The sequence below is a fragment of the Mycobacterium sp. genome, assembly GCF_035314665.1.
GTDB lineage: Bacteria > Actinomycetota > Actinomycetes > Mycobacteriales > Mycobacteriaceae > Mycobacterium.
In genome coordinates, this window is record NZ_DATFZD010000447.1 from 13216 (window position 1) to 33537 (window position 20322).

The window sequence follows — 20322 nt, forward strand, 5'->3', positions numbered from 1 at the left end:
GAGCGCCTACTTGGGTTGGTTCGGCACGCCAGGGAACAATTGGCCCGTCGGTTCCGCGGTCACCCAGCCGCCCAGCTTTGTCACGAGGTGGGGCGCGAAAACCGCGCTGTAGAGCAGATTCCCGATGACGACGATCGCGACGACGGACAGGATTGAGGCTTGACGTCGAGTCTTCGCCCGCTTGTCGGCCCACATCTCGATGACATTTCGCCCTTGCGCGTCGGTGCGACCCAGAAGATAGGTGAAGACCATCATCTGGATGCCCATCGCGAGGGAGTCGTAGAGCGGGTACTGGTGTATGGTCCCCTCACGAATCGCCAGCCCGGGAATCACGCGACCGTAGTAGAAGACGCCGAGCTTGGCTCCCAGGAACCCGTTGAAGAACAGCGCCCAGCAGAAGCCGACGACGAGGCCGACGATCAATAGTGTTGTGGGCCTGCGCCAACCGGTCTTTGCGCTCAACCATCGCCCGAGCGCCGCGCCCGTGACGGCGGGAAGCACGAAGTAGGAGATGTAGCCGACGGGAACGAACAAGGGCAATCCACCCCACGTCATGTTCAGCGGCCAACACGACGGCATGCGGGGGATAGCGGGCGGGAACTGCGCGTACATCGCCCAGTCGTAGGGCGCCTCGATCCACGAGAACGAGATCGCCGAGATGCAGAGCAGCAGGAGCGGGTGCACGCGGCGCTGGCGAACGCTCAGGTACACGCCAAAGGCGGTGAACGCAATGCCACCGACCAGCGCGAAGTCGCTGGCCGCCTGCATCACGGGCGTCATCTGGGCGCTCACTGGTCGCGCCCTTGACTCGGACGCACTTCGGGGTCGAAACGCAGCACCAGCCCGAAGATCAGCACGATCAGTCCGAACAGGGTGCCAAGCATGATCAGAGCGCCCACGTCGACCACCCTTTCGAGACGACCTCGACCCTTTGGGTAGTGGATACTATCCTAATTGGATAGCACATACTATCCTGAGTTTCGTGCCCCAGCGATCAGCCGCCAAGCAGAGCACGCCAGACGTGCCGGTCACCGCGATGCGCCGGCCCCGCGGGGAGCCACGCCGACTCTTGCTCGACGCCGCCCGAACGCTGTTCGCCCGCCAGGACTACCGCAGCACCACCACACGGGAAATCGCTGCGGCCGCCGGCGTTACCGAACACCTGCTGTTCCGGCACTTCGGTTCGAAGGCGGCGCTGTTCCGCGAGGCCCTCGTCCTGCCGTTCACCAGCTTCGTCGACGAATTCGGCCGCACCTGGCAGTCGGTCATCCCCGACGAGACCGACGAACAGGACCTGGCCGGGCATTTCGTCGGGCAGCTCTATGACGTGTTCGTGAAGCACCAAGGTCTGCTGTTGACGCTGATGGCTTCGGAGGCGCTCAGCGAAGAGGAATTGGCTGACACCGGGATCGCCGACGTCAGACGGGCGCTGCGGCTTCTCGGCCGAATCAGCGCCGAGGGCATGAACTTACGCGGCCTGCGGTCGGACCATCCCGATCTGCCGGCGCACTCAACGGTCGCGATGATCGCCGGCATGGCTGCGCTGCGATCCACCTACTTCGGCACCAAGTCGCCGTCGAGGGAGGTGATCGTTGAGGAGCTCATCCAGGCGATTCTGCATGGCTTCCTGCACCGCAACGACTGAACATCCAACGCTGTACTGGAAGGGACCCGAAAGAAGATGACAGGCGCCAAAGCGGTCGAGTTGTATTACGACCCTTACGATCCCGACATCGACGACAACCCATACCCGGTGTGGAAGCGGATGCGTGAAGAAGCACCGCTGTACTACAACGAAAAGTACAACTTCTATGCGCTGAGTCGGTACGAGGACGTGGCGCGCGAACTGCCGAACTGGCAGACCTACCGGTCCGGCCGCGGCACCACCGCCGACATTCTGTTCAACAACATCGAGGTGCCGCCGGGCATCTTGCTGTTCGAGGATCCGCCGCTGCACGATCTGCACCGTCGTCTGCTGTCCCGGGTCTTCACTCCCCGGCGGATGCTGGCCGTGGAGTCGCTGGTTCGCGGATTCTGCGCCAACGAGCTGGACCCGTTAATCGGTTCTGGCGGTTTCGATTTCATCGCGGACCTCGGGGCGATGATGCCGATGCGAACAATCGGCTACCTGCTGGGCATTCCCGAAGAGCATCAAGCGAGCATCCGAGATCGCAACGGCGCATATATCGACGTCGCCAAGGGGCGCGAGCCCGGCGAAGTCAGTCAGAAAATATTCGAAGAGACCATCGTGATGTTCGCCGAGTTCATTGAATGGCGGGCCGAGCACCCCTCCGATGACCTGATGACCGAGCTGCTGGCCGCCGAGATCGACGAACCAGACGGGACCCGCCGGCCGCTGTCACGCACCGAGGTGCTGTCTTACACCGCGACGATCGCCGGCGCCGGCAACGAGACCACCGCCCGGCTCATCGGTTTCATGGGACAGCTGCTCTCGGATCACCCGGATCAACGGCGCGAGCTTGCCGCCGACCCGTCCCTGATCCCAGACGCGGTCGAGGAGTCACTGCGCTACGAGCCGCCGTCGCCGGTCCAGGCTCGCTACGTCGCCCAGGACGCCGAGCATTATGGCCGCGTCGTACCCGAAGGGTCGTTCATGTTGCTGCTGAACGCTTCTGCCAACCGAGACGAACATCAGTTCCCTGATCCGGACCGCTTCGACATCCACCGGCGCGGCAGCCACCTCAGCTTCGGGCAGGGACTGCACTTCTGCCTTGGCTCGGCGCTGGCCCGGTTGGAAGCCCGGGTGGCCTTCGAAGAAGTCCTCAAACGCTGGCCTGACTGGGAAGTCGACTATGCCAACGCCGAACGGGCGCACACCGCAAGCGTGCGCGGGTGGGCGCGCCTACCCGTCATCACCGGCTGAGGAGACCGGCAGCCGAGTTAGCTGGCCGGCGCCAGCGCGGGCCGGGCCGTGAACGTGAGGTGCAGCTCGGACAGGCCGCGCAAGATGTAGGTCGGCTCATAGTTGTAGCGGCGTTCGCGGGCCGGTCCGTGTTTTGTTTCGCTGATGGTGATTTCGGACATCCGGTCCAAAATGCGCTCGATCGAAACCCGGCCCTCGACGCGGGCCAGCGGCGCACCGGGACAGGAATGCACGCCGCGGGCGAACGCCATGTGTTCGCGGACGTTCTTGCGGTCGAGTTGGAATTCGTGCGGGTTCTCGAACCGGCGTGGGTCACGGTTGGCCGCACCGGGCAACACCATCACGATGGCGCCAACGGGAATCTCCACGCCGCCGACGGTGGTCGCCCTGACGGCGAGCCGGGAGTCGCTCTTGACGGGGCTCTCCGTCCGCAGCGATTCCTCGATGAAGCCCGGGATCAGACTGCGGTCTTCGCGCAGCTTCTGCTGAATTTCGGGCCGGTCGCCCAGTGCCTGCAGGGCAGCGGACAGCAGCTTGGCGGTGGTTTCCTGCCCGGCCGCGAAAAGGAATGTCGCCGAACGACTTACCTCGATCACTTCAGGTGTGGATCCGTCCGGGTATTTCGCCGTCGCGAGCGAGGTCAGCACGTCGTCTCGGGGAGAGCTGCGCCGGTCTTCGATGTACGAGCAGAACTTGTCATCGAGCCACTCCAGCGGGTTGATGCCGACTGACTGGTGATCGAGCGCGCCGACCCGCGCGCCGGGACGGTCCGCGCCCAGCACCGTGCGGAACTGCTTGTGGTCTTCCTCGGGGACACCGAGTAGGTCGGCGATCACCAACGTCGCAAAGGGTTTCGAATATTCGGAGATGAACTCGCACTCGCCGTTGCCGAGAAACTCGTCGAGCTGGCGGTCGGCCAGCTGCCACATGAATTCCTCGTTTTCCTTCAGCCGGCTGGGTGTGAGCAACCGGCTCAGGATCGAGCGCGCGCGAGTGTGGTCCGGTGGATCCATGGTGACCATGTGCTCGTTCATCGGGAACTGACTGCGGTGCGCTTCGACCAGCGGACCGAGGTCGTCGCAGTCGACTTCAAACGGCAGCGGCGGAAACGGGCCGCCGAGCGCGACGCAGTTGGAGAACGTGTCGGGGTCTTTGTAGACCGCGTTGGCCTCTTCCCAGCCGGTCACCGCGAAGACGTTGTGGTGCGGAAGCCGCAGCACGGGGTTCTGGCTACGTAGGTAATCGAAGTAGGGGTGCGGATCGGGAACCAGCGACGGGTCGGTGAAAAAGTCGATCGTTTCGAAGGTGGTCATTTAGGCGCGCCTCCCGAGGCTTATATACCCGTGATGTGTGGGCGGGCCGTTATGCCGCCCGGATCTGAGATCGGCAGAAGTGCGGTAATTGCTGAGCATCTGCTTAGCATGGCGCTAATGTCGTGGTCAAGGTCGCGGCGTCGCCCGACGCTACGATCACCCATGTTGAGCAGGCGATGAGCAGGAGTTTGGAGCCAAGGCATGACTTCGGCGCGCAGGATCGGGACACCCGACGCCAAGAACCGCGGCGTGCTGCTCGACGCCGCCGAGCAGTTGATGCTCGAAGAGGGTTATGCCGCAGTCACTTCCCGTCGTGTCGCGGAGAAGGCGGAGCTGAAGCCGCAGCTCGTTCACTACTACTTCCGCACCATGGACGATCTGTTCCTGGCCGCGTTTCGGCGTCGCGCCGAGGAAGGCCTTGAGGCGCAAGCGCGGGTATTGCAGGCGCGGCAACCGTTGTGGGCGCTGTGGCGGTTCAGCACCGATCCGGCGGCCACCGCGATCACCATGGAGTTCATCGCGCTGGCCAACCACCGCAAAGCGCTCAAGGCCGAAATTGCCTACTACGCTGAGCGTTTTCGCGACGAGCAACAAAAGGCGCTGTCGACGGTTCTGCACCGCTACGGTGTCGATGCCGCCCAGGTGCCGCCGCTGGTGTGGTCGGTGCTGATGACGAGCGTTTCCCGGGTCCTGGTGATCGAGCAGGCCCTCGGGATGTCCGCCGGCCATGCCGAAATCGTCGAGTTCGTCGAGCGCTACCTGCACCGGCTCGAGGGCGATCCCGAAACCTAGCCGGTTCACCAGCTACGCAGCGAACAGATCACACCTTTGGCGCCGTCGTTCGAGACGACCACCTTCCCGTCGACGACGAGAGCGCAGTGAAACATCGGAGTGCCCGGTTCGGTACCGGTGCTGACGGTGACCATGGCGTAGTCGTTGGGATCCGACAGCATCACCACAGGTGAGACCCATGGGTGGCCCGGGGCGATGTCGGCTCGGACATTGGGCGTGTATTGGTAGGGGTTGTGGCTGTAGTCGGAGAACTTCACCGGCTGCTGGTCCAGGTAATAGATGTCGGCATAGATCGGACTGGCCGACGTGATGACGTAGGTGACCGGATGCATGACCGGGTCATCCGCGCGTGACGGCGCGGCGAACGTTGTAGCGGTCACCACCATCGCCAGCATTGCGGCCAGCAGAGACCTACCGACTGTTCTCACATCGCACCTCCTACTTTGGCGCTGCGGTTCATCACCCGATCGGCGGCTTGCCAGTGGGCATCGCGAACCCATAGCCGCGCAAACGCATTCACGGCTTGCTCGGGGGAAACCCCGTCGATGACACGCTTGATCTCGCCGGCGGGACGGGTCGACAGGGCGCGGGCCACTCGTCGCCAGTCTTCGTCGAAGGTGGATCGCGGCAACACCTGGTCGATCAGCCCCATCCGTTCGGCATGAACTGCGTCGAGCACGATGCCGGTTCCAGCCAACAGCAGCGCCCTGCTCTTGCCGACCAATTCGGCCAATCGCTCGGCGCCGCCCCAGGCCGGCATGATCTCCAGGGCGACCTGGTTGAAGCCGATCTTGATGTCGTCGGCGGCCAACCGAATGTCGGCGGCCACCGCGACCTCCGCGCCGCCGCCCAGGGCGTGACCGTTGAGCGCGGCAATCACGGGCGCGGGAAAACTGGCCAGCCGATCGCAGATTGATCGCATCCGCCGGGCCATCGCCGCCGCGTCTTCCACGGTCCTGATGGCGCTGAGCTCTTTGAGATCCCCGCCGGAAACGAAGGCCCGGTCACCGGCGCCGGTGATGGCAAGGGCGCTGGCTCCCTCCGCCGCGTCGAGGGCCTTCTCCAACTGGTCCATGGTGTCCAGCGAGATCGCGTTGCGAGCGTGCGGACGGTCGATGGTCAGCACCGCGAGACCCTGGTCGAACTCGACGTCCACCATGCGCCGCTTCCCATCGCGCGATATTGGCATTCTCCTCAGCGGAGAATAGCATCGCCCCTTGAGTCGAAAGACCTTTGCATGACCCTAACGTTTGCCGGTCGGAGCCTTGAGCCAATGCGCAATATTCCCGTTGAACTGGTTAGCCGATACGAGGATGCGGGTTGGTGGACCTGCGAGAGCCTCGGACAGGTGCTGGCCGGCGGGCTACACGCCGCTCCAGACGCGCGGTTTCGGGCGTATTCGGCGGTCCGACCGTGGTCGGGGACGTTTCGCGACGTCGAGCAGCTGGCCCGTCGGCTCGCGGCCGGGTTGCGCGCCCGCGGCGTCGGCGCCGGTGACGTGGTGGCATTCCAGTTGCCGAATTGGATGGAGGCCGCCGCGACGTTCTGGGCGGCGGCGTTCCTGGGGGCGGTGCTCGTGCCGATCGTGCATTTCTACGGCCGCAAGGAGTTGGCGCACATCCTGGCCGCCACCAAACCCCAGGTGTTCATCACCGCCGACGAGTTCGGCCGGATGACCCATCAGCCCGACATGTGCGCGGACATTCCCGTCGTCGGCCTGGTCGGACGCGACTTCGACGATCTGCTCGCCGACGAACCGATGGCCGGCACCGTTGCCGCCGACCCCGCGGGACCCGCCCTGATTGCCTTCACCTCCGGCACGACCAGCGCGCCCAAGGGCGTCGTCCACAGCCATCGCAGCCTGGTCTGCGAGGCGCGTCAGCTCTCCGGCCAGATCCACTCGATCGGCGACAACCAACTGACCGCGACACCGGTCGGGCACTTCATCGGAATGCTTGCCGCGTTGCTGATCCCGGTCCTCAACGGCGGGTCGGTGCACCTGATCGACAATTGGGACCCGGGCGAGGTGCTGGCGTTGATGGACCGCGACGGCCTCACGCTGGGCGGCGGCCCACCTTACTTCGTGACCAGTCTGCTCGATCACCCCGATTGCACGCCCGCGCATCGGGCCCGGATCAAGACCCTCGGGCTGGGCGGGTCGACGGTGCCCGCGGCGGTGACCCGACGGCTCTCGGATCTGGGCATCATCGTGTTCCGGTCCTACGGCAGCAGCGAGCACCCGTCGATCACCGGGTCGACCCTGGACGCGCCGGAGGACAAACGCCTGCTCACCGACGGTTGTCCGATGCCCGGTGTGGAGATCCGGTTGGCGGCCGACGGCGAGATCTTCAGTCGCGGGCCTGACCTGTTTCTGGGCTACACCGACGATGCGCTGACCGCGGCCGCTTTCGACGACGACGGCTGGTATCGCACCGGCGACGTCGGCGTGCTGGATGCCGACGGCTACCTCACCATCACCGACCGCAAAGCCGACGTCATCATCCGCGGCGGCGAGAACATCAGCGCCGTGGAAGTCGAAGAGGTGCTGCTGGCGATGCCCGGCATCGCCGAGGCGGTGGTGGTCGCGGCCCCCGATGCCGGTCTCGGCGAACGGGTCGCGGCCGTGCTGCGGCTCAAGCCGGAGCACGCAATGCCCACCCACGAGGAGGTTCGAGCGCATTTCGCCGACCGCGGCGTGGCTCGTCAGAAATGGCCGGAAGTCTTGCTCGAAGTCGCGGACTATCCGCGCACGCCAAGCGGCAAAGTGCAGAAGCGTCTGGTGCGTCAGGGCTTGGGAAAGACGTTGCGGTAGCCTCGCAGTGAGAATAGTATTCTCACAAATTGCGAAGGAGGATTTCATGGGCCAGTTGTCGCATCGAGAAGACGTCCCGTTTCCAATCTTTGACGCGGATAACCATCTCTACGAGCCGCCGGAAGCGCTGACCAAGTTCCTGCCCAAGGAGTACAAGGACTTCGTCCAGTACGTGCAGATCAATGGGCGCACCAAGATCGCAATCCGCGGCCAGATCAGCAACTACATTCCCAACCCGACCTTCGAGGTCGTCGCCCGGCCGGGTGCCTGGGAGGAATACTTCAAGTACGGCAACCCGGAGGGCAAAACCAAGCGCGAGCTGTTCGGTGAGCCGATGCGCGCGATCCCGGCGTTCTTTGAGCCCGGCCCGCGCCTGGAGAAGATGAACGAGCTGGGCCTGGACCGCACCCTGATGTTCCCGACGCTGGCCAGCCTGCTCGAGGAGCGGCTGCGCGACGACCCGGTCGCCGTCCACGTGCTGATCCATGCGCTGAACGAGTGGCTCGATGAGGTCTGGGGCTTCAACTACCAGAACCGGATCTTCACCACCCCCGTCATCACCCTGCCGATCGTCGAGAAGGCGATCGAGGAGCTGGAGTGGGCGGTCAAGCGTGGTGCGCGTTGCATCCTGGTCCGTCCGGCTCCGGTCCCCGGCTTCCGCGGCCCGCGGTCGTTCGCGGTGCCCGAGTTCGACCCGTTCTGGGAACGGGTCGTCGAGTACGACGTGCTGGTCGGCATGCACTCCAGCGACAGCGGCTATTCCCGATACACCTCCGAATGGGACGGTGCCGACCAGGAGATGCTGCCGTTCCAGACCAACGCGATGGGCATCCTCAACGAGTGGCGGCCGATCCAGGACTCGGTGGGGTCGTGGGTGATCCACGGCGCGCTGTACCGCCATCCCAAGCTTAAGGTCGCGATTGTCGAGGCCGGTTCGAAGTGGATGACTCCGCTGCTCGACGGCCTGGCCGAGGTCTACCGGAAGGCCCCGGAGGCTTTCCCGAGCGACCCTGTCGAGATGGTCAAGAACCGAATCCACGTCAGCCCGTTCTTCGAGGACGGCATCGACGATCTGGTCAACCTCGTCGGTGTGGATCAGGTGCTGTACGGCTCGGACTGGCCGCACCCGGAAGGGCTGGCGGAGCCGACGTTCTACGTCAACGCGCTGTCGCACCTGTCCGTCGACGACCAGGCAAAGATCATGGGCGGCAACCTCGGTCGACTCGTCACCGTGTGACAGGCGGGCGGCGACGATGCAGAGCGCGAAGCGCGATGAGGAGGAGCCGCCCAATCGGATCAAGCCACCGTGGGACACCATCCCCCAGATGGTCTTGAGCGCGGCGGACCGCTTCGGCGACGCAGAAGCGATTGTCGACGGTCCGCTGCGCCTCACCTTCGCCGAAGCCGTCGAGCGAATACGTCGCGCCGCAGGTGCTTTCGCCGGCCTGGGGATCGATAAAGGCGATCGGGTCGCGATCTGGGCGCCCAATTCCGCGGAATGGATCATCGCGGCGTTCGGCCTGATGACCGCGGGTGGCGTCCTGGTGCCGGTCAACACCCGGTTCAAGCCCGACGAGGCGGCCGACATCATCACCCGCAGCGCAGCGAAGGCCGTCTTGGTGCAGAAAGGGTTCCTGGACCAGGACTACACCGCGCCGGCGGGGATACCGGTCGTCGAGCTGAAATCCGACTTTCTTTCCAGCGCTTCCCCGTTCGAGCGCGCCGTGAACGGCGCCGACATCTCGGACATCATCTTCACCTCGGGCACCACCGGCCGCCCGAAGGGCGCGATGATGAATCATGCCCAGACGCTGCGCATGTACGAGGAGTGGTCCACCCTCGCCGATCTGCGCGAGGGCGACCGCTACCTGCAGATCAACCCGTACTTCCACACGTTCGGCTTGAAAGCGGGCCTGATCACGTCCTTCCTTCGCGGCGCGACGATGCTGCCGGTCGCGGTGTTCGACGTCGATGCCGTGGTGGATCTGATTGAACGCGAACGCATTACGATGCTGCCCGGCCCGCCGACGCTGTACCATTCCTTGCTGGCAGTTGGCGACAAGGCCAGGTTGTCGACTCTGCGGGCGGGCGTGACCGGCGCCGCCGACATCCCTGTCGAACTGGTTCGCCGCATACACGGTGAATTGCCCTTCCAGACGCTGATGACCGGCTATGGCCTCACCGAGGCGGGCAATGTCACCTTGTCGCGGCCCGGCGACTCCTTCGAGGACGTGGCCACCACCGCGGGCTTGCCCTGTGACGGGGTCGAGGTGCGGATCGGCGGCGACGGCGAGGTACTGGTTCGCGGCTATGGCGTCATGGAGGGCTACCTCGACGACCCGGCGGCCACCGCGCAGGCGATCGACGACGGCGGCTGGCTGCACACCGGAGACTTGGGGAACTTCGATAAATCCGGTCGACTGCGGATCGACGGGCGTAAAAAGGACATGTTCATCGTCGGCGGATTCAACGCCTACCCGGCTGAGATCGAGGGCTTCATGCTGGAGCATCCCGCGGTTGCTCAGGTCGCGGTGATCGGTGTCCCCGATCAGCGGCTCGGCCAAGTCGGTAAGGCATTTGTCGTATCGAAAACACCGGTGTCCGAGCAGCATTTGATCGCGTGGTGCCGCGACCGGATGGCTGGATTCAAAGCCCCGCGGTACGTTGAGTTTCTCGATGAATTACCACTGAACGCGACCGGCAAGGTGATGAAGGACCAACTTCGGTGAGATCGGCAGACCCGCAACCGCTTTCGATGGTGATCGCGTCGGACTACCGGGTGCCGAATCCGGACGCGGTGTGGCCGTTGTTGCAACGTCGCAAATCGGCGCTAGCCGGTATCGGTGCGCACCATGTGCTGGTCTACACGTCGACACATGACTACGGACGCGTCCTGGTGACGATCGGTGTGCGTAGCCGGGAGCCGATCGTGGAGCTGCTGCGGTCACGAGTGTTCTTCGACTGGTTCGACGCGGTTGGCGTAGAAGACATTCCGGCGGTCTTCGCCGGCGAGATCGTCGAACGATTCAATTCCAGCGCGCCGTCGCAACCGACGGCTCCCGGCGTCGTCATCGCCGCCATTGCGTCGGTCGACGATGTGTCCATCCTGACCTCCGAGATCCGCGGCGCCCTCGCAAGATTCCAGACGGCGGGTATCCGCGAAACGCGAGTTTTCAAGGCCTTCGACGACGGGCAGGAAGTCCTGATTCTGCAGGAGATTGACGACGAGGACGCAGCGCGGCGCTGGATCGAGCATCCCGACGTGGTGGCGCGGTGGATGTCCGGAGCCGGAGTCGGCGCCTATCCGCCGCTGTTCGTGGGCAAGCTGGTGGGCATGATGCGGATCGACGGGTGAACGGACCGTTCAATGTTCGTCTGCCTGTGTAACGGCATCACCAGCCAGGTGGTGGCCGAGGCCATCTCCAAAGGGGCGTCGACGACCAATCAGATCGCCGCGGCATGCGGGGCGGGCGCCGACTGCGGTCGCTGCCGGCGCACGCTGCGTTCGCTGCTAGGCGTTCAACGGCGCGGGCTGCCGTCCGGCGAAGCGGGTTGAGCCAGTTCGGTCAACAGGTCGGGAGCGTCCATTCTTGGCACGATCGCCTCGATGAGCACCATCCGGTCGCGGTTCTGCGCCGCCGCGACAAAGGCGTCGTCCAGCTCGCCATAGGTTTGTGCTCGAAACGTCAGGTGATTCGTCACACCGAGCGCGTTGGGAATGTCCGCCCAACTCCAGCTGACAATGTCGTTGTAGGGCTCGTCTTTTCCGTGAATCATCCGTTCGACGGTATAGCCGTCGTTGTTGACCACCACGACGACCGGCGACAGTCCTTCCCGCGAGAAGGTGCCAAGCTCCTGGACGGTCAGCTGCGCGGCGCCGTCGCCGATCAGCAGCACCGGCCTGCGATCGCGATGCGCCAGCCCGGCGCCGAGGGTGGCGGGCAGCGTGTATCCGATCGAGCCCCATAGCGGTTGGCCGATGAAGGTAACGCCGCGGGGCAGACGGTGAGTGGCCATGCCGTAGTACGAGGTGCCCTGGTCGGCAAGCACCACATTGCCGGGTGTGAGCGCGTGGCAAAACCTGTCCCACAACACTTTTTGGCTAAGCGGCTCGTCTCGGCCGGGGACTGCCACGGTCGCGTCGTCGGACGTCGAAGCGACCGGCGGGGAGCTGATTCCACGGTGAAGAAGAATCGACGTCAGCGCCTCGAGCGCGGCTCCCATCTCCAGTGGCGCGAACATCTGGTTGCCGACCGTGCTCTGCTGGGCCCCGACGTCGATGGTCCTGATCGGATCGATGCGCTGGCTGAAAAATCCGCTGACCATGTCGGTGAACACGACTCCGGCAGTCACCAGAATCGGCGCCTCCTCGATCGCCCGGCGCACCGGTTCGGCGCTGGCCGCCCCGGCATAGATGCCCAGGAACGTCGGCGCGCTCTCATCGACCAGGCTCTTGCCCCACATCAGCGTGGCGTGCGGCACCACGTCGGCGGCCAGCAGCGCCTCGAGCTTGTCGACGGCCTTCAGACGATGGACCAACAGGTCGGCCAGCACGGTCAACTGGTTGTCGGCGATCAGGTCGGTCGCCGCTTCTTTGAACAGTGCAAGCGCCCGCGGGCTGGTGCCACCGGCATAGTTGGGCAACAGTGCGGTCGGCCGCTCGGTTTCGAAGCGCGCCACGTCGATGGGCAGCAGCAGATAGCCGGGCCGCCGCTGCTCCCGTACCTCGCTGAGCACCCGGTCGATTTCCCTGGTGGCCGTCGCTGGCATGAGATTGGCTTGGGCACAAGTGATTTCCCGGCTTATCCGGAAGAAGTGCTCGAAATCGCCGTCGCCCAGCGAATGATGCAAAGCCCGACGGGTGGCCTGGGCATCCTTCGACGGTCCTCCCACGATGTGCACTACCGGAACATGCTCGGCGTAGCTGCCGGCGATAGCGTTAGCAACCGAGAGCTCGCCGACTCCGAATGTGGTTACCACGGCTGCCATTCCGCGCAGACGGCCGTATCCGTCGGCCGCATAGCCGGCATTGAGTTCGTTGGCGTTCCCGACCCAGCGGATGTCGGGGTGGGCGATGATGTGATCGAGGAATTCGAGGTTGTAGTCGCCGGGGACTCCGAAGACTTCGGAAACACCGAGTTCGACGAGGCGGTCGAGCAGATAGTCACCGACGGTGTAGGCAGCGCTCACGACGATGACGGTACGCGTCAGCGGTCGAAAACGCCCTTCACGCGGCGCTGTCTCGCTATCGTCCGGACATGGCAATCAATGAAACCCGCGAAATCGTCATCGAGGCGACCCCGGAGGAAATCCTCGACGTCATTGGCGATTTTGACTCGGTCACCGAGTGGTCGGATCCCCATCAGAGCGCTGAAGTCCTGGAGCGAGACAAGCACGGTCGGCCCAGCAAAGTGAAGATGAAGGTGAAGGCGGCGGGGATCACCGATGAACAGGTGGTGGCCTACACGTGGAGCGACAACAAGGTCAGTTGGACGCTGGTCAGCTCCGGGCAGCAACGGTCGCAGGATGCCTCGTACACGTTGACGCCCGACGGCGATAAGACCAAGGTCAAGTTCGAGATCAGCGTCGACCCGGTGGTGCCGCTGCCCGGCTTCGTGCTGAAGCGTGCCGTCAAAGGAACGATTGACACGGGCACCAAGGGCCTACGCGACCGGGTACTGAAAGTGAAGAAGGGTAAGGCTTGACCGGGCCACTGGCCGGGGTGCGGGTCATCGAACTCGGCGGCATCGGACCGGGCCCGCACGCCGCGATGGTGCTCGCGGATCTGGGCGCCGATGTGGTGCGGGTGCGCCGTCCCGGCGGACTGACGATGCCGGCCGAGGACCGCGACCTGCTGCACCGCGGAAAGCGGATCGTGGCTTTGGACGTCAAGACGCAGCCGCAGGCACTGTTGGAGTTGGTCGCCAAGGCCGATGTGCTGCTGGACTGCTTCCGGCCCGGCACCTGCGAGCGACTCGGCGTCGGCCCCGATGACTGCGCGGCGGTCAATCCGCGGCTGATCTACGCGCGCATCACCGGATGGGGGCAGGACGGCCCACGCGCCAACACCGCCGGCCACGACATCAACTACCTGTCCCAAACCGGGGCGTTGTCGGCGCTGGGCTACCGCGACCGGCCGCCGATGCCGCCGCTGAATCTGGTCGCCGACTTCGGTGGCGGGTCAATGTTCGTGCTGCTGGGCATCGTGGCCGCGCTCTACGAGCGAGAGCGGTCGGGGGTCGGTCAGGTGGTGGATGCCGCGATGGTCGACGGCGTCAGCGTGCTCGCCCAGATGATGTGGACGATGAAGTCGACCGGCGCCCTGCGCGACGAGCGGGAAGCATTTCTGCTCGACGGCGGCGCGCCGTTCTACCGCTGTTACGAGACCGCCGACGGCAAGTACATGGCCGTCGGCGCAATCGAGCCGCAGTTCTTCGCCGAACTGCTGGCCGGGCTCGGCTTGTCCGCCGACGACGTGCCGAGCCAATTCGAAATCGGTTCGTACCCGCGGATGTTCGAGATTTTCACGGCGCGCTTCGCTGAAAAGACCCGCGATGAGTGGGCGGAGATATTCGCCGGCACCGACGCGTGTGTCACTCCGGTGTTGACGTGGAGCGAGGCGGCCGCGGATCCGCACCTGACCGCGCGAGCGACCGTGATCCACTCGGGCGGCGTCGACCAGGCCGCGCCCGCGCCGCGGTTCTCCCGCACGCCGGCCGGACCGGTCGGGCCGCCGCCGCCTAAAACAACACCGCTGGGCGAAATCGGCTGGTAATCAGCCCGTTAGCCTCGCCGTCTTGCTAGCTTGGACGTAGTGGCCGTACGCGCATCGCGAGAGATTCTCATCGACGCGCCGCCGGATGTGATTCTGGAGGCGCTTGCCGACGTCGGGTCGTTGTCGTCGTGGTCACCGGTGCACAAACGGATCGAGGTCCTCGACTGGTATGCCGACGGCCGGCCTCATCATGTGAAGGCCACCATCAAAATCTTCGGGCTCGTCGACAACGAGATCCTGGAGTATCACTGGGGTCCCGATTGGGTGGTGTGGGATGCCGACGACACCTTCCAGCAGCGCGGGCAGCACGTGGAATACAACCTGCAGCGGGTGGGTGTCGACAAGACCCGGGTGCGCTTCGACATCACCGTCGAACCGTCGGGTCCGGTTCCCGCCTTCGTCGTCAAGCGGGCCAGCAAAATCGTGTTGGATGCCGCGACGGCGGGACTGCGCGAGCAAGTCCTGGGGCTCATCGGTTCCGAAATGGGATCCGACCAGCCGAAATAGCCGGTGTCAGGTCCGCTTGACTTAACCTGCCGCTGCGAGCAAGTCCTGAAAGGCGTGCCCCATGCATTCGGCATACGTCGCCGGGTCGGGCAGGGCGTCGCGATCCGCAGTAGCGCTGATCGACAACGTTCCGTTGTAGCTCGCCACGACATGAATGAGGTTCAAGCCGCCTATCAGCGGCCCGAGGCCGGCGGCGCGTATGAGTTGCGCACCGCTGAAGAAGATCGGTTCGGTTGGACCTGGCACATTGGTCACGGTCGTATTGGCGACGGTTGGGCCAGAGAACGGAAGCAAGCTCGCCGCCTTCGCAGTCACTCCGAGCAGTGCGGTTGGCACCGTTCCAATCAGATCGAGCAGCTGAGCACCTGTCGCCTGATCGGACGAACGGCTGCCGGCAGTCGACGCAGCGATAAAGGCAAGCCGTTCGGCCGGATCGGCGATGTCGGTGCCGAGGCTTTGCAGCCGGCCGAACAACGCGTTTCCCTTGCTGGTCTCGTCGCCCCTGTCGCGCAGTGACATCGGGCATGCCGCGACAAGCGACTCGTCGGGAAGCTCGCCGTGGGCATCCAGATATTCGCGAAGGGCGCCCCCCACATAGGCGAGCGCCACGTCGTTGATGGTCGCGCCGGGCACGCTCGCCTTGATCCGCTTGAAATCGGCGAGATCGTGAAACCGGGCCTCGAAGACGCGGTGGGGTGACACCGTTTCGTTGAAGCGCGTCTTCGGTGGAAAAAGCGGCCCGCTACCCTCGGCAACCCTGGACACGACACCCCCGACCAACTTGCCGGGCAGACTGGCCAAGCCGCGGACTGCCTTGGGAGTGCTCGACGCGAGCACCGCGCTCGCCCGCAAGGGATGGAGAGCCGCGTTAATCGCCGTGCGCGAGAGCAAGTTTGCCGTCGTTGGCAGAGGTGCGGGGCGCCAGGGACTATCAGGCCCGGCGGGGCGTGGGCTATCAGCGGCGAGGTCATGCAGTGCCGCGATCATCTGAATGCTCGCCATGCCGTCGACGGCACAGTGGTGCAACTTCAACGCCATCGCGAACGAGCCCTTCGGGACTCCCGGCACCGCATTCAATCCCTCGATGACAGTGATCTCCCAGGGCGGACGTCGCAGGTCGATCTGTCGGGCCTGCAGGCGCGCGACCTGGATGCAGAGCTGCCGCCAGTCACCAGGCTGGGGCAACCCGATATGACGGACGTGATACTCGAGATCGAAGCTCGGGTCATCCACCCAATACGGCCGATGGAGACCGCCCGGCAGTTCGGTCAACCGTTGGCGAAAGGCATCCGCGAGATGCAGCCGGGCGTCGAGTTCGTCAAGAATCCCCTTGAAGGTCACCTTGCCGCCCGGGGCGGTCGACGGGTCATAGATCAGAAGCATCTGAATCTGCAATGGCGTCGCCGGTCGCTCCGCGCGCAGCATCATGTCGTCAGTCCAACTCAACTGCTGCACAGACCCCAGGGTAAGCCGCTCAACCCGGTCCGCGAAGGCCCCGCCGTCTTGCTAGCTTGGACGTAGTGGCCGTACGCGCATCGCGAGAGATTCTCATCAACGCGCCGCCGGAGGTGATTCTGGAGGCGCTGGCCGATGTCGGCTCGGCGCCGTCCTGGTCCTCGATACACAAGCGGGCCGAAGTCATTGACCGCTATCCCGACGGTCGCCCGCACCACGTGAAGGTCACCGTCAGGGTGGTCGGCATCGTCGACACCGAAGTGCTGGAATACCACTGGGGACCGAACTGGCTGGTGTGGGATGCCGCCAGGACTCTCCAGCAGCATGCCCAGCATGTCGAGTACACGCTGCAGCGCGAAACCGATGAGAAGACGCGGGTGCGTTTCGAGATCACCCTGGAGCCGTCGGCGCCACTGCCGGAGTTCCTGGTCAACCGGGCCCGCAAGAAAGTCCTCTACGCCGCGACCGAAGGGCTACGACGGCGGGTTATGGCTGCTGTTGGTTCGGATCGGCCGAGATAGCCGATCCGCCTCGCAGGCGTGCCAGTCGCCGTATCGCCTCGTCGAGTGTGTCGTCCCGCTTGCAGAAGGTGAAGCGCACCAAGTGATTCCACTCCTTGTAGTCCGCGGCAGCGGGATCGCAGAACGCCGTCATCGGGATCGCGGCCACCCCGACCCGCTCCGGCAGCGCGGCGCAGAAGGCGGTGCTGTCGTTGTAGCCCAACGGGCGCGGATCGGCGCACAGGAAGTAGCTGCCCGAGCTGTCATGCACCCGAAACCCGACGTCGGTCAGGCCACGTGACAGCCGATCGCGCCTGTCCTGCAACGAGGTTCGCAGCGCGGCCACCCAGGTATCTTCGGTGTTGAGCGCGTGCGCCACCGCCGGCTGAAACGGCGCGCCGCCGACGTAACTCAAGTACTGTTTGGCCGCCCGCACGCCGAGAATGAGTTCGGCTGGCCCGCAAGCCCATCCGATCTTCCAGCCGGTGCAGTTGAACATCTTCGCCGCACTCGAGATGGTGATCGTGCGCTCGGCCATGCCGTCGAAACCGGCCAGCGGCAGGTGCCGGCGACCGTCATACACCAGATGCTCGTAGACCTCGTCGGTGATGACCAGCAAATCGGCGGCCACCGCGATCTGCGCGATGACCGCCAGCTCGGCCGCGCCGAGCACCGTGCCGGTGGGGTTGTGCGGCGAGTTCACGATCAACGCCTTGGTGCGCGGTGTGACCGCACGCCGCAACGCGTCGGTGTCGAGGGCAAAGCCGCGACCGTCGGGCACCAGCGGCACGATGACCCGCGTGGCGCCGGCCATCGCGACCACCGGGGAGTAGGAGTCGTAGAACGGCTGGATCAAGATGATCTCGGAGGCGGGCTCGATCAGACCGATCACCGCCGCCGCGATGGCCTCGGTGGCCCCGACCGTCACCAGTACCTCGGTGTCCGGGTCGTAGTCGATGCCGAAGTGCCTCTTGCGCTGGGCGGCGACGGCCTCGCGCAGCGCGGCGACGCCGATCCCCGGCGGGTATTGATTGACGCCCTCGGCGATAGCGTCTTGGGCGTCCTTGAGCATTGCCGGCGGCCCGTCTTCGTCGGGGAAGCCCTGCCCGAGGTTCACCGCGTCGACGCGGGCGGCCAGCGCCGACATCTCGGCGAACACCGTGGTCGCATAGGGCTGCAGTCGCGACACCGTCATGGGTCTTGAGGGTAAGCGCCGTCGAGTGTCACGCCAGCGTGACGCTCAGCAGCCAGCGTCACTCCAGGGTGACGCTCAGCGCCGGTCACCCGGCCCAACCAACAGGTTGATCGGCCGCCCTGTTAGGGTGGCGGATAGAGGACTAGCGTCCCAAGGACAGATCCGAAAATCCCATTCGCGAAGAGGAATCACCCATGTCCGAAGAAGCCTTCATCTACGAGGCCATCCGCACGCCGCGCGGCAAGCAGCGCAACGGGTCTTTGAACGAGGTCAAGCCGCTGAACCTGGTCGTCGGTCTGGTCGACGAGCTGCGCAGGCGCTACCCCGACCTGGACGAAACCCTGATCAGCGACATGATCCTCGGCGTGGTCTCACCGGTCGGCGACCAGGGCGGCGACATCGCCCGCACCGCGGTGCTGGCAGCCGGGCTGCCCGAGACCACCGGCGGCGTCCAGCTCAACCGGTTCTGCGCGTCGGGTCTGGAAGCGGTCAACACCGCCGCCCAGAAGGTGCGCTCGGGCTGGGACGACCTGGTGCTGGCCGGCGGTGTCGAGTCGATGAGCCGCGTCCCGATGGGCTCTGACGGCGGCGCCTGGGCGACCGACCCCGAGACCAACTACCAGATCGGCTTCGTCCCGCAGGGCATTGGCGCCGACCTGATCGCCACCATCGAAGGCTTCTCCCGCGAGGACGTCGACGCCTACGCGCTGCGAAGCCAGCAGAAGGCCGCCGACGCATGGTCGGGCGGCTACTTCGCGAAGTCGGTGGTGCCGGTGCGTGACCAGAATGGTCTGGTCATCCTTGACCACGACGAGCACATGCGGCCCGACACCACGCCGGAGGGCCTGGCGAAGCTGAAGACCGCATTCGACGGCATCGGCGAGATGGGCGGCTTCGACGACGTGGCGCTGCAGAAGTACCACTGGGTCGAAAAGATCAACCACGTCCACACCGGCGGCAACAGCTCCGGCATCGTCGACGGGGCCGCGCTGGTGCTGGTCGGTTCCGAAGCGGCCGGCAAGTCGCAGGGGCTGACCCCACGGGCCCGCATCGTGGCCACCGCCACCAGCGGCGCGGACCCGGTCATCATGCTCACCGGCCCGACCCCGGCCACCCGCAAGGTGCTCGACCGCGCGGGTATGACGGTCGACGACATCGACCTGTTCGAGCTGAACGAGGCGTTTGCATCGGTTGTGCTGAAATTCCAGAAGGACCTCGACATCGCGGACGAGAAGCTCAACGTCAACGGTGGCGCGATCGCGATGGGCCACCCGCTGGGCGCCACCGGCGCCATGATCACCGGCACCATGGTCGACGAGCTCGAGCGTCGCAATGCACGACGCGCGCTGGTCACGCTATGCATCGGCGGCGGCATGGGTGTCGCCACCATCATCGAGAGGGTTTAACACCGTGACCGAGAACACCATTGCCTGGGACAAGGACGCCGACGGCATCGTCACGCTGACGATGGACGACCCCACCGGGTCGGCCAATGTGATGAACGAGCACTACGCCGAGTCCATGCACAAAGCGGTCGAACGCCTTGTCGCGGAGAAGGATTCGATCACCGGCGTGGTCATCACCAGCGCGAAGAAGACCTTCTTCGCCGGCGGTGACCTCAAGGGCATGATCAAACTCGGTCCCGAGAACGCCTGCGAGGCGTTCGACACCGTCGAGGCGGTCAAGCGTGACCTGCGTGCGCTGGAGACGTTTGGCAAGCCGGCGGTCGCCGCGATCAACGGTGCCGCGCTCGGCGGTGGCCTGGAGATCGCGCTCGCGTGTCACCACCGCATCGCCGCGGACGTCAAGGGCCTCGTGGTCGGGTTCCCCGAGGTGACGCTCGGCCTGCTGCCGGGTGGCGGCGGCGTGACCCGCACCGTGCGGATGTTCGGCATCCAGAACGCGTTCATGAACATCCTTTCGCAGGGCACCCGTTTCAAGCCGGACAAGGCCAAGGAGATCGGGCTCGTCGACGAGCTCGTCGGCTCGGTCGACGAACTGGTGCCCGCCGCCAAGGCGTGGATCAAGGCCAACCCCGACTCGCACACTCAGCCGTGGGATGCCAAGGGCTACAAGATGCCTGGCGGTA

21 protein-coding genes are annotated in these 20322 nt (G+C 65.1%); 14 read left to right on the top strand and 7 right to left on the bottom strand.

Annotation, left to right across the window (positions count from 1 at the left end; genetic code table 11):
* Positions 1–6: 6 nt before the first annotated feature.
* Positions 7–792 (bottom strand): spirocyclase AveC family protein, encoded by a 786-nt coding sequence (locus VKI00_RS32610; protein WP_324447423.1) that lies wholly within the window; start codon positions 790–792, stop codon positions 7–9.
* 244 nt (positions 793–1036) lie between these two features.
* Between VKI00_RS32610 and VKI00_RS32615 the strand changes: the two genes are divergently transcribed.
* On the top strand, positions 1037–1645 hold the full coding sequence (locus tag VKI00_RS32615; RefSeq protein ID WP_324447441.1) for a helix-turn-helix domain-containing protein: 609 nt from the start codon (positions 1037–1039) through the stop codon (positions 1643–1645).
* A gap of 36 nt (positions 1646–1681) precedes the next feature.
* On the top strand, positions 1682–2884 hold the full coding sequence (locus VKI00_RS32620; protein WP_324447424.1) for a cytochrome P450: 1203 nt from the start codon (positions 1682–1684) through the stop codon (positions 2882–2884).
* Between the two features lie 17 nt (positions 2885–2901).
* Here the strand turns inward: VKI00_RS32620 and VKI00_RS32625 are convergent, their stop codons facing one another.
* Entirely contained in the window at positions 2902–4197 is a 1296-nt protein-coding gene (locus tag VKI00_RS32625) for a cytochrome P450 (protein ID WP_324447425.1), read from the bottom strand.
* A 201-nt stretch (positions 4198–4398) separates the two neighbouring features.
* On the opposite strand from VKI00_RS32625, the gene VKI00_RS32630 reads away from it, so the two are divergent.
* Positions 4399–4989 (top strand): helix-turn-helix domain-containing protein, encoded by a 591-nt coding sequence (locus VKI00_RS32630; RefSeq protein ID WP_324447426.1) that lies wholly within the window; start codon positions 4399–4401, stop codon positions 4987–4989.
* 5 nt (positions 4990–4994) lie between these two features.
* On the opposite strand, the gene VKI00_RS32635 is transcribed toward VKI00_RS32630, so the two are convergent.
* Together VKI00_RS32635 and VKI00_RS32640 are read right to left on the bottom strand one after the other, a co-directional pair.
* Positions 4995–5384 (bottom strand): hypothetical protein, encoded by a 390-nt coding sequence (locus VKI00_RS32635; protein WP_324447442.1) that lies wholly within the window; start codon positions 5382–5384, stop codon positions 4995–4997.
* A 29-nt stretch (positions 5385–5413) separates the two neighbouring features.
* Complete coding sequence (locus tag VKI00_RS32640; RefSeq protein WP_324447427.1) at positions 5414–6148, bottom strand: enoyl-CoA hydratase/isomerase family protein; 735 nt, start codon at positions 6146–6148, stop codon at positions 5414–5416.
* Positions 6149–6262: 114 nt separating this feature from the next.
* On the opposite strand from VKI00_RS32640, the gene VKI00_RS32645 reads away from it, so the two are divergent.
* Genes VKI00_RS32645 through VKI00_RS32665 form a run of 5 tightly spaced genes read left to right on the top strand, consistent with a single transcriptional unit; the run spans position 6263 to position 11357 of the window.
* Positions 6263–7801, top strand: coding sequence for an AMP-binding protein (locus VKI00_RS32645; protein ID WP_324447428.1), 1539 nt, complete (start codon positions 6263–6265; stop codon positions 7799–7801).
* A gap of 46 nt (positions 7802–7847) precedes the next feature.
* Positions 7848–9038, top strand: a complete 1191-nt coding sequence (locus tag VKI00_RS32650) for an amidohydrolase family protein (protein ID WP_324447429.1) — start codon at positions 7848–7850, stop codon at positions 9036–9038.
* A gap of 16 nt (positions 9039–9054) precedes the next feature.
* Entirely contained in the window at positions 9055–10530 is a 1476-nt protein-coding gene (locus VKI00_RS32655) for a FadD3 family acyl-CoA ligase (protein WP_324447430.1), read from the top strand.
* A 26-nt stretch (positions 10531–10556) separates the two neighbouring features.
* On the top strand, positions 10557–11156 hold the full coding sequence (locus VKI00_RS32660) for a fatty-acid--CoA ligase (protein WP_324447443.1): 600 nt from the start codon (positions 10557–10559) through the stop codon (positions 11154–11156).
* A 12-nt stretch (positions 11157–11168) separates the two neighbouring features.
* Positions 11169–11357 (top strand): (2Fe-2S)-binding protein, encoded by a 189-nt coding sequence (locus VKI00_RS32665; protein ID WP_324447431.1) that lies wholly within the window; start codon positions 11169–11171, stop codon positions 11355–11357.
* Here VKI00_RS32665 and VKI00_RS32670 read toward each other — a convergent pair.
* On the bottom strand, positions 11321–13012 hold the full coding sequence (locus VKI00_RS32670; protein WP_324447444.1) for an alpha-keto acid decarboxylase family protein: 1692 nt from the start codon (positions 13010–13012) through the stop codon (positions 11321–11323). The two genes, VKI00_RS32665 and VKI00_RS32670, sit on opposite strands and share 37 nt — an antisense overlap.
* A 47-nt stretch (positions 13013–13059) precedes the next feature.
* On the opposite strand from VKI00_RS32670, the gene VKI00_RS32675 reads away from it, so the two are divergent.
* Genes VKI00_RS32675 through VKI00_RS32685 form a run of 3 tightly spaced genes read left to right on the top strand, consistent with a single transcriptional unit; the run spans position 13060 to position 15083 of the window.
* Positions 13060–13506: an SRPBCC family protein gene (locus tag VKI00_RS32675; protein WP_324447432.1), complete on the top strand. Its 447-nt coding sequence runs from the start codon at positions 13060–13062 to the stop codon at positions 13504–13506.
* Positions 13503–14576, top strand: a complete 1074-nt coding sequence (locus VKI00_RS32680) for a CaiB/BaiF CoA-transferase family protein (protein ID WP_324447433.1) — start codon at positions 13503–13505, stop codon at positions 14574–14576. Before VKI00_RS32675 ends, VKI00_RS32680 begins: the two co-directional genes overlap by 4 nt.
* A gap of 39 nt (positions 14577–14615) precedes the next feature.
* Positions 14616–15083 (top strand): SRPBCC family protein, encoded by a 468-nt coding sequence (locus VKI00_RS32685; RefSeq protein ID WP_324447434.1) that lies wholly within the window; start codon positions 14616–14618, stop codon positions 15081–15083.
* A 21-nt stretch (positions 15084–15104) separates the two neighbouring features.
* Here the strand turns inward: VKI00_RS32685 and VKI00_RS32690 are convergent, their stop codons facing one another.
* Positions 15105–16538, bottom strand: coding sequence for a wax ester/triacylglycerol synthase family O-acyltransferase (locus VKI00_RS32690; protein WP_324447435.1), 1434 nt, complete (start codon positions 16536–16538; stop codon positions 15105–15107).
* A gap of 65 nt (positions 16539–16603) precedes the next feature.
* Between VKI00_RS32690 and VKI00_RS32695 the strand changes: the two genes are divergently transcribed.
* Complete coding sequence (locus VKI00_RS32695) at positions 16604–17059, top strand: SRPBCC family protein (protein WP_324447436.1); 456 nt, start codon at positions 16604–16606, stop codon at positions 17057–17059.
* Here the strand turns inward: VKI00_RS32695 and VKI00_RS32700 are convergent.
* Entirely contained in the window at positions 17025–18233 is a 1209-nt protein-coding gene (locus tag VKI00_RS32700; RefSeq protein WP_324447437.1) for a pyridoxal phosphate-dependent aminotransferase, read from the bottom strand. The two genes, VKI00_RS32695 and VKI00_RS32700, sit on opposite strands and share 35 nt — an antisense overlap.
* 194 nt (positions 18234–18427) lie before the next feature.
* Here VKI00_RS32700 and VKI00_RS32705 point away from each other — a divergent pair, with 194 nt between their 5' ends.
* Both VKI00_RS32705 and VKI00_RS32710 read left to right on the top strand, forming a co-directional pair.
* The gene (locus VKI00_RS32705; RefSeq protein ID WP_324447438.1) at positions 18428–19639 is read left to right on the top strand and encodes an acetyl-CoA C-acetyltransferase; all 1212 of its coding nucleotides are present in this window, start codon (positions 18428–18430) and stop codon (positions 19637–19639) included.
* Between the two features lie 4 nt (positions 19640–19643).
* Positions 19644–20322 (top strand): enoyl-CoA hydratase/isomerase family protein (locus tag VKI00_RS32710; RefSeq protein WP_324447439.1); only part of this gene is annotated, 679 nt, incomplete at its 3' end.

Coding starts and splice junctions, on each gene's coding strand:
- VKI00_RS32640 (WP_324447427.1), bottom strand. CDS start 6,148: ATGGTGGACGTCGAGTTCGACCAGGGTCTCGCGGTGCTGACCATCGAC.
- VKI00_RS32655 (WP_324447430.1), top strand. CDS start 9,055: ATGCAGAGCGCGAAGCGCGATGAGGAGGAGCCGCCCAATCGGATCAAG.
- VKI00_RS32700 (WP_324447437.1), bottom strand. CDS start 18,233: ATGACGGTGTCGCGACTGCAGCCCTATGCGACCACGGTGTTCGCCGAG.
- VKI00_RS32705 (WP_324447438.1), top strand. CDS start 18,428: ATGTCCGAAGAAGCCTTCATCTACGAGGCCATCCGCACGCCGCGCGGC.
- VKI00_RS32665 (WP_324447431.1), top strand. CDS start 11,169: ATGTTCGTCTGCCTGTGTAACGGCATCACCAGCCAGGTGGTGGCCGAG.
- VKI00_RS32650 (WP_324447429.1), top strand. CDS start 7,848: ATGGGCCAGTTGTCGCATCGAGAAGACGTCCCGTTTCCAATCTTTGAC.
- VKI00_RS32635 (WP_324447442.1), bottom strand. CDS start 5,384: ATGCTGGCGATGGTGGTGACCGCTACAACGTTCGCCGCGCCGTCACGC.
- VKI00_RS32630 (WP_324447426.1), top strand. CDS start 4,399: ATGACTTCGGCGCGCAGGATCGGGACACCCGACGCCAAGAACCGCGGC.
- VKI00_RS32620 (WP_324447424.1), top strand. CDS start 1,682: ATGACAGGCGCCAAAGCGGTCGAGTTGTATTACGACCCTTACGATCCC.
- VKI00_RS32660 (WP_324447443.1), top strand. CDS start 10,557: ATGGTGATCGCGTCGGACTACCGGGTGCCGAATCCGGACGCGGTGTGG.
- VKI00_RS32675 (WP_324447432.1), top strand. CDS start 13,060: ATGGCAATCAATGAAACCCGCGAAATCGTCATCGAGGCGACCCCGGAG.
- VKI00_RS32615 (WP_324447441.1), top strand. CDS start 1,037: ATGCGCCGGCCCCGCGGGGAGCCACGCCGACTCTTGCTCGACGCCGCC.
- VKI00_RS32625 (WP_324447425.1), bottom strand. CDS start 4,197: ATGACCACCTTCGAAACGATCGACTTTTTCACCGACCCGTCGCTGGTT.
- VKI00_RS32645 (WP_324447428.1), top strand. CDS start 6,263: ATGCGCAATATTCCCGTTGAACTGGTTAGCCGATACGAGGATGCGGGT.